This is a genomic window from Cellulomonas shaoxiangyii (genome assembly GCF_004798685.1).
Taxonomy (GTDB): domain Bacteria; phylum Actinomycetota; class Actinomycetes; order Actinomycetales; family Cellulomonadaceae; genus Cellulomonas; species Cellulomonas shaoxiangyii.
In genome coordinates this window covers 2097585-2112004 of sequence record NZ_CP039291.1, presented here as the reverse complement: position 1 = coordinate 2112004, position 14420 = coordinate 2097585, and the positions used below count along the sequence as shown (strand labels likewise).

Here is a 14420-nt window from a genome sequence, read left to right as displayed (position 1 = left end):
GAACCGGCTCGCCGGCGTCAGCCGAGCTCGCTCGTGCCGCTGTAGAGGTGCAGCACCGGCACGTGCAGCTCGTCGCGTGCGCGCGACGCCCAGTCCGTGTGGAACGTGTCCTCGACGAGGTGCGGGTAGGTGACGACCACGACCTCGCGCACGTCGCCCGCCGCCACCGCGGTGCGCAGCGCGGGGAGCGGGTCGTCGTCGGTCACCTGCCCGGTCGCCGTGCGCCCGGCGGCCAGGAAGGCGGCGACGCTGCCCGCGATCTGCTCCTCCGCGGTCGCGCGGGCCTGCGTCCGGCTCGGCTCGCGTCCCAGCGCGCGGTCCCACGCCTCCCGCAGCTCGCCGAGGCTCAGCGCGTCGACGATCCACGGCACGAGCGGCCGGTCGGTGTCGGCGGGCACGAGCACGCGGTAGGCGAGCTCCTCGTCACCGTGCAGGTCGAGGATGTGGTGGACGTCGGCGTCGGCGAGCGTGTCCTCGGTGAGGACCAGGATGGTGTCGGTCACGTGTCCGAGCCTACGGGCGTGAGCGGCCCGTCGTCGGACGCTGGGGTGGCGGTGGGGCGGGTGGTGCGGCCTGCCGCGAGGTCCCAGCGGGCGAGCAGCGTGCCGTCCGCGTGCAGCAGGTGCCGCAGCACCGCGCCGGCGGGCGGGTCCGGGCGCCACCCGCCGTGCAGCAGGCCCGGTGCGCCCGGGCCGGCGAGCAGCGGTGTGGTCGTGAGGCAGAGCTCGTCGACGAGCCCGGCGCCGAGCAGGTCGCCGAGCAACGACGGCCCGCCCTCGGTGAGGACGTGGTGCAGGCCGCGCGCGGCGAGCGCGTTGAGCCCCGCGGCGAGGTCCAGAGCGCCGTCCCGCACGGGCACCGTGACGACGCGGCCCGCGCCGACGGCCCGCGCGGCGGCGTCCCGCCCGGCGGTCCCCGTCACCACGAGGGGAGGCTCCCCGCCGGGCCGCACGTCGGACGGCACGTGCCCCCGCCGCGTGACGACCGCGAGCGCGATGCCCGGGGCACGGCCCAGCGCCGCGCGCGCGTCCCGCAGGTGGACGGCGACGGGCAGCTCGCGGTAGCCCTCGGCGCGCACCGTCCCCGCGCCGACCAGCACCACGTCGGCCAGCGCCCGGAGCACCCGGAAGAGGCGCCGGTCCGCGGGGCTGCTGAGGGAGTTCGAGCGGCCGTCCGGGCCGACGCCGCCGCCGTCGAGCGTGCCCACCATGTTGCCGCGCACGTGCCGCCGCCCGGCGTGCTCGGCGTCGGCGAAGAGGGCGAGCAGGTCCGGTTCGCCGTCCCGTGGCGGCAGCACGCCGGCGCGGTCGCGGGGGAGCAGCAGGTCGTAGGCGGGGAGGGCGGGCGGCACGCGGTCAGGCTAGGGGGTCGGCGGGCCGCGCGACGGCCGGGCCGCCGAGCACCGCCGCGAGCGCGGCGACGTGGCCCACGACGACGACGGCGGGGTTCGTCACGCCGACCTCGGCGGCCCGGGCGGCGATGTCCGCGACCGTGCCGAGCGTCGTGCGCTGGCCCGGGAGCGTCCCGTCCTCGACGACCGCGACGGGCGTCGTGGGGTCGAGGCCGTGGGTGCGCAGCCGGGCCATGTGCTCGCCGAGACGCGCGACGCCCATGAGGAGCACGAGCGTGCCGCGCAGCCGGGCGAGCGTCTCCCAGTCGGTCTCGGCGTCGTGCGCGGAGACGATGGTGACCTGCCGGGCGACGTGCCGGTGCGTCACCGGGACGCCCGCGGCCGCGGGCACCGCGATCGCGCTGGTCACGCCGGGCACCACCGCGACCTCGACGCCCGCCTCGCGGCAGGCCGCCAGCTCCTCGCCGCCGCGCCCGAGCACGAACGGGTCGCCGCCCTTGAGCCGCACGACGCGCTGGCCCGCCCGCGCCCGCTCGACGAGGAGCCGGTTGATCTCCTCCTGCGTGAGCGTGTGCGCGTGGGGCGACTTCCCGGCCTCGACGATCTCGACGCCCGGCTCGAGCTCGTCGAGCAGCGCGCGCGGCGCGAGGCGGTCCACGACGACGACGTCGGCCTCCGCGAGCGCGCGCCGTCCGCGTGTCGTGATCAGGCCGGGGTCCCCGGGGCCACCGCCGACGAGGGTGACGCGTCCGGGCCCCGCGCGGTGCCGGCGGACGGGGAGCGCGCCGGCGTCGAGCAGACCCTGCACGGCGGCGCGCACGGCGCGGGCGCGGCGCGGGTCGCCGCCGGCGGTCACGGCGACGGTCACGTCGCCCGCGCGCGCGACGGCCGGCGTCCACGCGGCGGAGGCGGACGCGTCGTCGGCGCGCACGCACCAGGTGCGGGCGGACTCCGCGGCGGCCGCGACGGCGTCGTCGGTGCAGCGGTCGCCCGTCGCGGTGTGCACCAGCCACGCGCCGTCGAGGTCACCGGCCGCGTACTCGCGCGCGTGCCACGTCACGCCGCCCGCCGCGGCGAGGTCGCGCAGGTCCTCGCACACGGCAGGCGCCACGACGTGCACGTCCGCCCCGTCCACGAGCAGGCCGCGCACGCGGCGGGCCGCCACCGGCCCGCCGCCGACGACCACGACGCGCCGGCCGGCGACGTCGAGGAGCAGCGGCTGCCGGGCCGTCATATGCCCGCCCCCGCGAGCCAGTCGTCGTCCCGCTCGTCCGAGCGCACGGGGACCAGCCGGTCGAGCAGGGTGGGCCCGACCATGCCGGCCGCGAGCGTGCCGCCGTCGGTGGGGTCGACGAGGAGGAACCCGCCCGTGCGGCGGTGCGTCGCGTAGTCGTCGAGCACGACCGGCTCCGCGAGCCGCACGCGGACGCGGCCGATCGCGTTGAGGCCGAGCGAGCGCGGCGCGGCGTCGGACGAGGTGTCGGTCGCGTCGATCGTGCGGACCGTGTCGACCGGGTCCCACCGCTCGACGGTGAGCGTGTCGACGTCCAGGCGCGCGTCGACCTCGCGCAGGAGCGCGCGGACGGTCCGGGTGCCGGTGCGCACGAGCACACGCGCGCCCGCGACGGAGCGGCGCTCGGTGAGCCAGCAGACCGTGCCGACGAGGTCCTGGCCGGTCCGCACGTCCTCGCCCGCCGGGGCGAGCACGTCGCCGCGCGCGACGTCGAGGTCGTCGGCGAGCCGCACCGTGACCGACCGCGGGGCCTCGGCGGCCTGGAGCGGCCCGTCGAACGTGTCGATGCCGACGACGCGGCTCGTGCGCCCCGACGGGAGCACGCGCAGCTCGTCGCCGACCCGGACGACCCCCGACGCGAGCTTGCCCGCGTACCCGCGGTAGTCGGGGTGCTCGGGCGTGCGGGGCCGGATGACGTACTGCACCGGCAGGCGCAGCGGCTCGGCGCCCGCGTCCCGGCCGACCGGGACCCGCTCGAGCAGGTCCAGCAGCGTCGGGCCGTCGTACCAGGGCGTGCGGCCCGAGCGCAGGACGACGTTGTCGCCGTCGAGCGCGGACAGCGGCACGGCGTGCACGGCCGGCAGCCCGAGCACCCGCGCGTAGTCGGTGAACTCCCGGGCGATGGCCGCGAAGGTCGCCTCGTCGAAGCCGACGAGGTCCATCTTGTTCACCGCCAGCACGACGTGCGGGACGCCGAGCAGCGCGGTCAGCGCCGCGTGCCGGCGGGTCTGCTCGAGCACGCCCTTGCGCGCGTCGACCAGGACGATCGCGAGCTCGGCGGTCGACGCCCCCGTGACCATGTTGCGCGTGTACTGCACGTGCCCCGGCGTGTCCGCGAGGACGAACGCGCGCCGCGCGGTCGAGAAGTACCGGTAGGCGACGTCGATCGTGATGCCCTGCTCGCGCTCGGCCCGCAGGCCGTCGGTCAGCAGCGCCAGGTCGACCGCGGTCGCGTGCCCCCCGCGGGCGGCGGTGGCGCGCTCGACCGCCGAGAGCTGGTCGGCGAGCACCGACTTCGTGTCGTACAGCAGGCGGCCGATCAGCGTGCTCTTGCCGTCGTCGACCGAGCCGGCCGTGGCGAGCCGCAGCAGGTCACGCTGCGCGTGGTCGGCGGCGCCGGGCGTGGCGGTCGCCGTCGCGGTGCGGGGGCCGGTGCCGAGCTGCGGTGCCGTCTGCGTGCCCATCAGAAGTACCCCTCGCGCTTGCGGTCCTCCATGGCGGCCTCGGAGGCCCGGTCGTCCGCGCGGGTCGCCCCGCGCTCGGTCAGCCGGCTCGACGCGACCTCGGCGATGACCTCGGCCACCGTCGCGGCGTGCGAGTCGACCGCACCCGTGCAGCTCATGTCCCCGACCGTGCGGTACCGCACGGTGCGTCGCTCGACCACCTCGCCGGGGCGCGGACCGCCCCAGTCGCCCGCCGTCAGCCACATGCCGTCCCGCGCGAACACGTCGCGCTCGTGCGCGAAGTAGATCTCGGGCAGGGGGATCCGCTCACGCTCGATGTAGCGCCACACGTCGAGCTCGGTCCAGTTCGACAGCGGGAACACGCGCACGTGCTCGCCGGGCCTGTGCCGGCCGTTGTACAGGTCCCACAGCTCGGGCCGCTGCCGGCGCGGGTCCCACTGCCCGAACTCGTCGCGCAGGGAGAACATCCGCTCCTTCGCGCGCGCCTTCTCCTCGTCGCGCCGGCCGCCGCCGAACACGGCGTCGAACCGGTGCGCCGTGATCGCGTCGAGCAGCGGGACGGTCTGCAGCGGGTTGCGCGACCCGCCGGGCGCCTCGACGACGCGACCGTCGTCGATGGCGTCCTGGACGCTCGCCACGACCAGCCGCAGCCCGTGCTCGGCGACCGTGGCGTCGCGGTACGCGATCACCTCGGGGAAGTTGTGGCCCGTGTCGACGTGCATCACCGGGAACGGCACGGGCGCGGGCCAGAACGCCTTGCGCGCCAGGTGCAGCATGACGATCGAGTCCTTGCCGCCCGAGAAGAGCAGCACGGGGCGCTCGAGCTCGCCGGCGACCTCACGCATGACGTGGACCGCCTCGGACTCCAGCGCGTCGAGCTGGGTCAGGTGCGTGCCGGCGGGCGCCGCCGTGCCCGCCGGGAGGGTGCTCGTGCTGGTGCTCGTGCTCATGTGTGCAGCCCGCATTCCGTCTTGTTCCTGCCTGCCCAGCGCCCTGCCCGCGCGTCCTCGCCCGCGGCGACGGGCCGCGTGCACGGCGCGCAGCCGATCGACGCGTACCCCGCCTCGCGCAGCGGGTTGAGCACCACGTGGTGCTCGTCGACGTACGCGTCGACGTCGTCCTGCGTCCACGCGGCGATGGGGTTGAGCTTCACCTTCGACCGCTTGGCGTCCCAGCCGACGGCGGGGATGTCGCTGCGAGTCGGCGCGTCCTCGCGGCGCATCCCGGTCACCCACGCCGTGTACGGGGCGAGCCCCCGCTCGAGGGGCTCCACCTTGCGCAGCGCGCAGCACAGGTCGGGGTTGCGCTCGTGCAGACGCGGTCCGTGCACGGCGTCCTGCTGCTCGACCGTCACCAGCGGCAGCACGGTGCGCAGCCGCACGTCGGTGAAGTCGGCGTAGTAGTCGCGCGTCCCGATCGTCTCGGCGAAGTGGTAGCCCGTGTCGAGGAAGATCACGTCGATGCCCGGCACGACCTTCGCCGCGAGGTCGACCAGCACCTCGTCGCCCATCGAGGACGCGACGACGAGGTCGCGGCCGAACCGGTCGGCCGCCCAGCGCAGGACGTCCGCCGGGTGCGCGCCCTCGAGCTCGCGGCCCGCCTGCTCCGCCAGGGCGCGCAGCTCGTCGGGGGAGAGGTCCGCCAGCGCGCGGGTCGCGGCGCTCACCGGGTGCCCACCAGGCCGACGAACCGCAGCGCGAAGACGCGCGCGCAGGTGCGGCACTCCCACTCGCCGTGCCGTTCCCCGGCGGGGAAGAGGTCCTCGCCGGCGCAGAACGGGCAGTAGTAGGGCACCGCCCGCTGCCCGGAGCCGTCGCCGCTCATCGCAGGTCCTCCTCGGTCGCGCGGTGCGCCCACTCGGCGAAGTGCTCGCCGTCGAGGCGCTGCTCGTCGAACCGGCGCGTGACGCGCTCGACGTAGTCGGGCAGCTCGGACGCGGGGACGCGCAGACCGCGCAGCGTCCGGCCGAGCCCGCTCGTCAGGCCGAGCCCGCCGCCCAGGTGCACCTGGTACGCGTCGGACCCGTCCGGGGCCAGCACGCCCTTGAGGCCGATGTCCGCGACCTGGATGCGCGCGCAGGAGTTGGGGCAGCCGTTGACGTTGATGCTGATCGGCTGGTCGAAGTCGGGCATCCGCCGCTCGAGCTCGTCGACGAGGTCCGCGGCGCGGGCCTTCGTCTCGACGATCGCGAGCTTGCAGTACTCGATGCCCGTGCAGGCCATCGTGCCGCGCCGGAAGGTCGACGCCCCGCGCACGCGCAGCCCCACGGCCTCGAGCCCGGCGACGAGGGGGTCGACGCGCTCGGGCGCCACGTCGAGCACGACGAGCTTCTGCTCGACGGTCAGGCGGACGCGGTCGGAGCCCGCCGCGGCCGCGAGGTCCGCCACCTGCGCGAGGAGCGGGCCGGAGACGCGTCCCACGGTCGGCGCCGCACCGACGTAGCGCAGGCCGTCGGCCTGCTCGTGCACGCCGACGTGGTCGCGCCGGCCGGACGGCGGCGGGGGCGGCTCCGGGCCGTCGGGCAGGGCGTGGCCGAGGTACTCGCGCTCGAGCACCTCCCGGAACACCTCGGCCCCCCAGTCGGCGACCAGGAACTTCAGGCGGGCGCGGTTGCGCAGGCGTCGGTAGCCGTAGTCCCGGAAGATCCCCGCGACGCCCGCCCACACCGCCGGGACCTGCTCGAGCGTCACGAACGCGCCGAGCCGCACGGCCAGGCGCGGGTTGGTGGACAGCGCACCGCCGACCCACAGGTCGAACCCGGGGCCGAGCTCCGGGTGCACCACGCCGACGAACGACACGTCGTTGATCTCGTGCGCGACGTCGTGGTGCGGCGAGCCGCTCACCGCCGTCTTGAACTTGCGGGGCAGGTTGGAGAAGGCGGGGTCGCCGACGAAGCGGCGCGTGATCTCGTCGATCGCGGGCGTGCCGTCGAGGATCTCGTCGGCCGCGACGCCGGCGACGGGGGAGCCGAGGACCACGCGCGGCGTGTCGCCGCAGGCCTCCTGGGTGGTCAGGCCGACGGCCTCGAGGCGTCGCCAGATCTCGGGCACGTCCTCGATGCGCACCCAGTGCAGCTGGATGTTCTGGCGGTCGGTGATGTCGGCCGTGCCCCGCCCGAACGCGGTCGAGACGTCGGCGATCGCCCGCAGCTGCGGCACCGACAGCGCGCCGCCGTCGCAGCGCACGCGGAGCATGAAGTACTCGTCGTCGAGCTCGTGCGGCTCAAGCGTCGCCGTCCGGCCGCCGTCGATGCCGGGCTTGCGCTGGGTGTACAGGCCCCACCAGCGCATGCGGCCGCGCAGGTCCTCACCGGGGATCGAGGCGAAGCCCTCGCGGGCGTAGACCGTCTCGATGCGGTGCCGGACGTTGAGGCCGTCGTCCTCGAGCTTGAAGCGCTCGTTCGCGTTGAGCGGCTCGCGCTCGCCGAACGCCCACTGGCCCTCGGGCCGCTTCGGAGGGGCCACGACGGGTGTCTGCGCCACGGGGCGCCGCCTTTCGGGGGGATCTCGGGGCGTGCTCACGCGTCCGCACGACGGGATGGTCGTGTGCACCGGACGCGGACCACGCACCCGTGCAGGAAGGGACGGGGCGGGTCAGCGGTTCCGCGGACAGCACGCGCACGGGACCGCGGCGGCGCGACAGCGCCGACACGTGGGGGTCCCGTGGAAGATCACCTGCCGAGGGTGTCATGCCCGCGCGTGACAGGTCACGGGGCGTCCGCATGACGGAACGGGCGTCCACCCCCCGGACGGCCGGCGCGGCAGGGCCGCCGCCCCGGGCGAGGGCGCCGCACCCGCGCCCGTATCCTCGACGCCGTGCCCACCCCCTCGCTGACCGCGCGGCAGCCGCACGTCCCGGCGGACCGCCTGCTGGCGGAGCTCGTCCCGCCGCGGCACTTCGCGCGCGAGTCGTTCGACACCTACCGGCCGGACCCCGACCACGCGTCGCAGGCGCAGGCCCTGGCCCGGCTCCGCGAGGTCGCCGGCACCCTCTCCCGGCCGGCCGGCCGGTCCGGGTGGTTCGGCCGCCGCCGCAGCGCGCAGGCGCCCGCCGTCTACCTCGACGGCGGCTTCGGCGTCGGCAAGACCCACCTGCTCGCGTCCCTCGCGCGCGAGGTCGGGACCGACGAGGCCGCGTTCGGCACGTTCGTCGAGTACACCAACCTCGTGGGGGCGCTCGGGTTCGGGCCCACGGTCGAGCAGCTCGGCGCGAAGCGCCTCGTCTGCATCGACGAGTTCGAGCTGGACGACCCCGGCGACACGGTCCTCATGTCGCGGCTCCTGCGCGAGCTCGCCGACCGCGGCGTCGCGCTCGCGGCCACGTCCAACACGCTGCCGGACTCCCTCGGCGAGGGCCGGTTCGCGGCGGAGGACTTCCTGCGCGAGATCCAGGCGCTCGCGGGCCGGTTCGAGGTGCTGCGCATCGACGGCGAGGACCACCGCCACCGGGCCGCCACGACCCATGCCGCCACCGTGCCCGCCGCCCGCCTGCGGGAGGTCGTCGCCGCACGTGCGGACGCCACCACCGACGACCTCGGTGAGCTGCTCGAGCACCTCTCGCGCGTGCACCCCAGCCGGTACGGCGCGCTGCTCGACGGCGTCGGGCTGGTCGCCCTCACCGGCGTCGCGCCGGTCGACCGCCAGGACGTCGCGCTGCGGCTGGTCGTGCTGGTCGACCGGCTCTACGACCGCGACGTGCCCGTGGTGGTCGAGCGCGAGGGCCTCACCGACGCCGGGCTCGACCTGTTCACGCCCGAGATGCTGAGCGGCGGGTACCGCAAGAAGTACTACCGCGCGCTGTCGCGGCTCGGCGCGCTGGCGGCCGAGGGCGCCGCGCTCGCGGCGGACCGGTCCGCCGCCTGACCGCACCGCGCCCGGTCGTCGCCGCCTGTGGCGGTGCGCATCCGTGCATTCTGGTCGACCGACCAGGAAATGCGTCCAGATCACGAACGACGCGCCCACCTGCGCATTCGCGACAACGGCCGGTGGCAGCGCCGCGGCAGGGCGTGCAACAACGTGCACGAACGCGCTGCGGCAGGGCGTGCAACAACGTGCACGAACGCTATGCCGAGTCGCCCCAGCGATATCCGAGATAGGCGAGCGCCACCGAGGCGACGAGAATGCCGACGCCGTACGCGAGCGCGGTTCCCCAGTGCCGCTCCCGCACGAGCTGGACGGTCTCGTAGCTGGCCGTGCTGAACGTGGTGTAGCCGCCGAGGAATCCGGTGCCGAGCACGGCGCTGAGCTCGTCGGACGCGATCCGGTCGGCGACGAGCCCGGTCAGCAGCCCCAGCAGCAGCGAGCCGGTGAGGTTGATGACGGCCGTCGGCCAGGGGAACGCCGACGTGGTCCGCGAGCGGATGAGGGCGTCCACGACGTACCGCACGGTGGCGCCGACGCCACCGGCGACGACCAGCAGCAGGAACTCGCCGGCGTTCATGCCCGTCCTCCCGTCGCGTGACCCTCGATCCGGCGCAGCTCGTGCCGGTCGGGCTCGTGGGGGTGCAGCCGGCTGCCCAGCGCGATGCCGGCGAGGGTGGCGACCGCCCCGAGCACGAGCGTGCCCAGCGCGTAGGCGGCGGCCGTGCCGCCACGGTCCTGCACGAGCAGGGTCGCCGTGTCGGTGGCCAACGAGCTGTACGTGCTGAGCCCGCCGCAGAACCCCGTCCCCACCAGCAGCTTCACGCGTCCTGCCAGGGCCGTGCCCGGACTGACCCGGGCGAGGGCCTCGTACAGGTAGCCGAGCAGGAAGGCGGCGAGGAGGTTGACGAGGGGCACGACGACGGGCACCCCGTCCGCGTCCGGGACCGCGAGCGACAGTCCCTCGCGGGCCGCGACGCCCACGAGCCCGCCGGCGAAGACCAGCGACAGGCCGCTCGGACGCAGGTGGGGGCCGTGCCGCGCGGAGCCGGCCGCACCGCCCCCGTTGTGGCGCGCGGGGTCAGGTCCCTCGTGCGCGGCGCTCGCTCCTGTGGCCATCCTCGGATGCTACGAGAAGTACCGGGAATTTGTCGGCGGGCACCGACATCTCACCCATCGTGAAACCCTGGACAATTGTCCATCTGAAGTGCCGTCGTCGCCGCCGCGACGGGACCGGCCCACGGGTGCGGTGGTGAAGGTCCTGGTGGGACCCCAGAATTGCGCTGAGGTTGTGACCCGGCGATCGGCGGGTAGTGTGGCCAGTGTTCCGGGGATTTCCTTCGTCGCTTCGTGAAAGGTCACGTCGACCATGGATCTGACGCCGCGTGAAATCGACAAGCTGTACGTCTACCAGGTGGCCGAGCTGGCGCGGCGACGCCGCCAGCGCGGGACCAAGCTCAACGTGAGCGAGGCGCAGGCCCTCGTCACCGAGGCCATCCTCGAGGCGGCCCGCGACGGGAGGTCCGTGGCCGAGTGCATGGAGCTCGGCAAGCACGTCGTCTCGGAGCAGGACTGCATGCCGGGCGTCCGGCAGCGGGTCGCCCTGCTGCAGGTGGAGGCGACATTCCCCGACGGGACCAAGCTCGTCTCGTGCCACGACCCCGTGGCCGTCTGAGCGATGACGGTGTCCGGGGGGGCCCGAGCGGTGCTCGTGGGCGGGCACGAGAGCAGGAACGGCGCCGACCTCCAGCCGCTGCTGCGGGACCTGCCAGGCGCGGTGGTGACGGCGTCCGGCCGGCCTCTGCACGACGTCGTGACCACCCTGCTCGCGGCGGACGACGCACCGGTCGCGGTGCTGCCGATGACGTGGGGGCGCGACCCGCGGCTCGTCGCCGACTCGGCACGGACGCTGCACTGGCTCGCCCGCGGACCGGGCGCGGGGCGCATCGCGTTGTGCGCACCGTTCGGCACCGCCGACCACCTCGTCGCGCTGCTGCGCCGGGCTGCGACGGAGACGGCGGCACGCCACCCGGGCGCGGCGGTGGTGGTGTCCGCACCGACCGGCGGCCCGTTCGACGACGCGGAGCTGCACCGGGTGGCGCACCTCGTCCGCACCCACGGGGCCGGGCCGGACGTGGAGGTGGCGTGCGTGGCCGCGCCGGCGGACCTGGCCCGCGCGGTGCACCGGGCCAGGGCGCTCGGGGCACCGGAGGTCGTGGTCGTCCCCGCCGGCTTCGCGACCAGCGACCCGCTGGCCGACGCGCTCGACGACGCGACGTCCTACGGGCCGCTCGTGGCCGGACCGGCGGTGGCCCGCATCGTCCGCGAGCGCGTGGCCGCGGCCGAGCACGCGCTGCAGCACGGCGACGACGGCGTGGCCGACGGCCTGCTCGCCGACCACGACCACGGGTACGCCCACTCCCACGCCGGCGTGCCGGGCGGGGGCGGTCATCCGCACGAGCACGGGCCCGGCGCGCCGCACGAGCACGGGCACGCGCACCCGCACGCGCACCCGCACGCGCACCACGAGGACGGCACCCGTACACCGGGCCTGGTGCACAGCCACCCGGCCTGACCCACCCACGACCACCGGTCGGCCCGACCGACGGCTCCGGCCCTGGCACCCAGGCCCGGGGTCCCCTGCACCACGCGGAGGCGACACGATGCTAGGCAGCCCGAAGTACGACCACACCGGCGACGAGATCGAGATCAACGCCGGCCTGGAGAAGGTGACGCTCACGGTCAGCAACACCGGGGACCGTGCCGTGCAGATCGGCTCCCACTTCCACTTCTACGAGGTGAACCGCGCCCTGCTGTTCGAGCGGGAGAAGGCGTACGGGATGCACCTCGACATCCCGGCGGGGACCGGGGTGCGCATCGAGCCCGGCGACACGCGCGAGGTCACGCTGAGCGCCTACGGCGGCGGCCGCCGCGTGTGGGGCTTCAACGGGATCGTCAACGGCGGGCTCGACACGAACGAGAGCCGCAGGGCCGCCCAGCGGCGCCTCCGGGAGCACGGCTTCCAGGTCGGCACGCCGGAGGGGTCCTCCGGCACCGGCACCCAGGACGAGGGGGACCACTGATGGCGATCATCTCGCGCAGGCAGTACACGGACCTGTTCGGCCCCACGGTCGGCGACAAGGTCCAGCTCGGCGACACGAACCTGGTCATCGAGATCGAGAAGGACTACAACGAGGGCTTCTACGGCGACGAGATCGTCTACGGCGGCGGGAAGACCGCGCGTGACGGCATGGGCGCCGACCCCGCCACCACGGGCGCCCAGGGCGCCCTGGACCTCGTGATCACGAACGTGATCATCCTCGACCCCGTGCTGGGCGTCGTGAAGGGCGACATCGGCGTGAAGGACGGGCGCATCGCCGGCATCGGCAAGTCCGGCAACCCGCACCTCATGCGCGGCGTCGACCCCCGCCTGGTGGTCAGCAGCGTCACCGAGATCATCGCGGGCGAGCACTGCATCGCCACCGCCGGCGCCCTGGACGCCCACGTCCACTACATCTCGCCCCAGCAGTGCGAGACCGCGCTGATCAACGGCATCACGACGCTGTTCGGCGGCGGCACGGGGCCCAGCGACGCGACCAACGGCGTCACGACGACGCCGGGCGCCTGGTACCTGAACCGGATGCTCGAGGCGGCCGAGGCCCTGCCCGTGAACATGGGCTTCTACGGCAAGGGCAACGGGTCGCGCCCCGAGCCGCTGATCGAGCAGATCAAGGCGGGCGCGGCCGGCCTGAAGGTGCACGAGGACTTCGGTGCCACGCCGGCGGCCCTGAGCACGGCGCTGTCGGTGGCCGACGAGTACGACATCCAGGTCGCGGTCCACACCGACAGCCTCAACGAGTCCGGCTTCGTCGAGGACACGATCTCGGCGATCGACGGCCGCACCATCCACACGTTCCACACCGAGGGGGCCGGCGGCGGGCACGCACCCGACATCATGCGCCTCGCGGGGTACCCGAACGTGCTGCCGTCCTCGACGAACCCGACGCTGCCGTACACGGTCAACTCGGTCGACGAGCTGCTCGACATGGTGATGGTCTGCCACCACCTGTCGCACGACATCCCCGAGGACGTCGCGTTCGCCGACTCGCGCGTGCGTGCCGAGACGATCTCGGCGGAGACCGTGCTGCAGGACCTCGGCGTGATCTCGATGATGTCGTCGGACTCGCAGGCGATGGGCCGCATCGGGGAGTCCGTGACCCGCTGCTTCCAGGTGGCGCACCACAACAAGGACAAGCGGGGGAAGCTGCCCGAGGACGCACCGGGCAACGACAACTTCCGCGTCCTGCGCTACCTGGCGAAGATGACGATCAACCCGGCCATCACGTGCGGCGTCTCCGACTACGTGGGGACGCTCGAGCCCGGCAAGATCGCCGACATCGCGATCTGGCCGATCGGGTCGTTCGCGGCGAAGCCGAGGATGGTGCTCAAGGCCGGCATGATCGCGTGGGCCCTCATGGGCGACCCGAACGCGTCGCTGCCCACGCCGCAGCCGGTGTACTTCCGGCCGATGTTCGGCGCGTTCGGCCGGGCACAGCAGAGCACGCGCGTGACCTTCATGTCGCAGGCGGCGATCGACGCGGGCGTGCCGGAGCTGCTGCGGCTGGACAGCCAGGTCCTGCCCGTGCGGCGCACGCGCCAGCTCGGCAAGGCGCACCTGCTGCGCAACGACCGGACCCCCGTGGTCACCGTCGACCCCGAGACGTACAAGGTCACGGTCGACGGGGAGCCCGCGCACATCGAACCCGCGGCCTCGCTGCCGCTCACGCAGCTCTTCTTCCTCACCTGAGGCGGCCGTGCTCACCGACGTGCAGCAGCTGCTCGTCACGCTGCAGTTCTCCGACTCCGCGTTCCCGAGCGGCCTCTACACGATGTCGCACGGGCTCGAGGGGTACAGCCAGGCGCGGCTCGTCGACCGCAGGGGGGTCGACGAGCTGCTCCGGGGCATGCTGCTGCACGCGGTGGGACCGGGGGACGCGACCGCGCTCGCGCGGGCGCACGAGGCCGTCACGGCGGACGACTGGGCGCGGGTGCGCGAGGTGGACCGGCTGCTGTACGCGACCAAGCTCAACGCCGAGACCCGCCGCGCGTCCGTGCGCAGCGGGCACCAGCTCTCGGACGTCGCCCGGGTGGCCGTCGGCGGACCCGAGCTCGAGCGGTGGGCCGGCCTGCTGGCGGCGAAGGAGACGCCGGGGTGCCAGCCGGTCGCCACCGCGGTCGTGTACGCCGCGAGCGGGGTGGGGACGCGGCACGCCGTGGCGGCCGACCTGTCGGCCTTCGCGGTCAGCTTCCTCGGTGCGGCGCTGCGGCTGCGACTCGTCGACCACCGGGACGTGCAGGTGCTCCTGCACGCGCTCGGCCCGGTGATCGCGCAGGTCACGGAGGAGGCCGTCGCACGCGACGTCGCCGACATGGGCGGGTGCGTGCCGATGGTGGACGCCATGTCCGCCCAGCACGAGCGCGCGGATGCGCGCCTGTTCACGAGCTAGACGCAA

At 74.8% G+C, this 14420-nt stretch carries 16 protein-coding genes; 6 read left to right on the top strand and 10 right to left on the bottom strand.

Features of this window, described 5'->3' with window-relative positions; all coding sequences use genetic code 11:
- Positions 1 to 17: 17 nt before the first annotated feature.
- From E5225_RS09600 to E5225_RS09570, 8 genes are read right to left on the bottom strand one after another with little or no spacing between them, the layout of a single operon-like run.
- Complete coding sequence (locus E5225_RS09600; RefSeq protein ID WP_135975401.1) at positions 18 to 503, bottom strand: hypothetical protein; 486 nt, start codon at positions 501 to 503, stop codon at positions 18 to 20.
- Positions 500 to 1351 carry a dihydrofolate reductase family protein gene (locus tag E5225_RS09595; RefSeq protein WP_135975399.1) on the bottom strand — a complete coding sequence of 284 codons (852 nt, stop codon included), beginning with the start codon at positions 1349 to 1351 and terminating at the stop codon, positions 500 to 502. Before E5225_RS09595 ends, E5225_RS09600 begins: the two co-directional genes overlap by 4 nt.
- A gap of 4 nt (positions 1352 to 1355) precedes the next feature.
- The gene (cobA, locus tag E5225_RS09590; protein WP_136225403.1) at positions 1356 to 2585 is read right to left on the bottom strand and encodes a uroporphyrinogen-III C-methyltransferase; all 1230 of its coding nucleotides are present in this window, start codon (positions 2583 to 2585) and stop codon (positions 1356 to 1358) included.
- A complete protein-coding gene (locus E5225_RS09585; protein WP_243738342.1) occupies positions 2582 to 4048 on the bottom strand; it encodes a sulfate adenylyltransferase subunit 1 in 1467 nt (488 codons plus the stop codon). Before E5225_RS09585 ends, cobA begins: the two co-directional genes overlap by 4 nt.
- Positions 4048 to 4998, bottom strand: coding sequence for a sulfate adenylyltransferase subunit CysD (gene cysD / locus E5225_RS09580; RefSeq protein ID WP_135974359.1), 951 nt, complete (start codon positions 4996 to 4998; stop codon positions 4048 to 4050). Before cysD ends, E5225_RS09585 begins: the two co-directional genes overlap by 1 nt.
- Entirely contained in the window at positions 4995 to 5714 is a 720-nt protein-coding gene (locus E5225_RS09575; RefSeq protein WP_208012594.1) for a phosphoadenylyl-sulfate reductase, read from the bottom strand. The genes cysD and E5225_RS09575 overlap by 4 nt, the downstream gene beginning before the upstream one ends.
- Complete coding sequence (locus E5225_RS17525) at positions 5711 to 5872, bottom strand: hypothetical protein (RefSeq protein ID WP_166436016.1); 162 nt, start codon at positions 5870 to 5872, stop codon at positions 5711 to 5713. The genes E5225_RS09575 and E5225_RS17525 overlap by 4 nt, the downstream gene beginning before the upstream one ends.
- A complete protein-coding gene (locus tag E5225_RS09570) occupies positions 5869 to 7512 on the bottom strand; it encodes a nitrite/sulfite reductase (protein WP_424945145.1) in 1644 nt (547 codons plus the stop codon). Before E5225_RS09570 ends, E5225_RS17525 begins: the two co-directional genes overlap by 4 nt.
- A gap of 351 nt (positions 7513 to 7863) precedes the next feature.
- Between E5225_RS09570 and zapE the strand changes: the two genes are divergently transcribed.
- The gene (zapE, locus tag E5225_RS09565) at positions 7864 to 8910 is read left to right on the top strand and encodes a cell division protein ZapE (protein ID WP_243738341.1); all 1047 of its coding nucleotides are present in this window, start codon (positions 7864 to 7866) and stop codon (positions 8908 to 8910) included.
- Between the two features lie 199 nt (positions 8911 to 9109).
- Here zapE and crcB read toward each other — a convergent pair whose 3' ends face one another.
- Complete coding sequence (crcB, locus tag E5225_RS09560) at positions 9110 to 9487, bottom strand: fluoride efflux transporter CrcB (protein ID WP_135974356.1); 378 nt, start codon at positions 9485 to 9487, stop codon at positions 9110 to 9112.
- Positions 9484 to 10026 (bottom strand): fluoride efflux transporter FluC, encoded by a 543-nt coding sequence (locus E5225_RS09555; RefSeq protein WP_135974355.1) that lies wholly within the window; start codon positions 10024 to 10026, stop codon positions 9484 to 9486. Before E5225_RS09555 ends, crcB begins: the two co-directional genes overlap by 4 nt.
- Positions 10027 to 10276: 250 nt before the next feature.
- On the opposite strand from E5225_RS09555, the gene E5225_RS09550 reads away from it, so the two are divergent.
- From E5225_RS09550 to E5225_RS09530, 5 genes are all read left to right on the top strand, one after another.
- Positions 10277 to 10582 (top strand): urease subunit gamma, encoded by a 306-nt coding sequence (locus E5225_RS09550; protein ID WP_135974354.1) that lies wholly within the window; start codon positions 10277 to 10279, stop codon positions 10580 to 10582.
- A gap of 3 nt (positions 10583 to 10585) precedes the next feature.
- Complete coding sequence (locus E5225_RS09545; protein WP_135974353.1) at positions 10586 to 11482, top strand: sirohydrochlorin chelatase; 897 nt, start codon at positions 10586 to 10588, stop codon at positions 11480 to 11482.
- A gap of 88 nt (positions 11483 to 11570) precedes the next feature.
- Complete coding sequence (locus E5225_RS09540; protein WP_135974352.1) at positions 11571 to 11990, top strand: urease subunit beta; 420 nt, start codon at positions 11571 to 11573, stop codon at positions 11988 to 11990.
- Positions 11990 to 13714: an urease subunit alpha gene (ureC, locus tag E5225_RS09535; protein ID WP_135974351.1), complete on the top strand. Its 1725-nt coding sequence runs from the start codon at positions 11990 to 11992 to the stop codon at positions 13712 to 13714. Before E5225_RS09540 ends, ureC begins: the two co-directional genes overlap by 1 nt.
- A 7-nt stretch (positions 13715 to 13721) precedes the next feature.
- The gene (locus E5225_RS09530; RefSeq protein ID WP_243738340.1) at positions 13722 to 14414 is read left to right on the top strand and encodes an urease accessory protein UreF; all 693 of its coding nucleotides are present in this window, start codon (positions 13722 to 13724) and stop codon (positions 14412 to 14414) included.
- Positions 14415 to 14420: the final 6 nt, after the last annotated feature.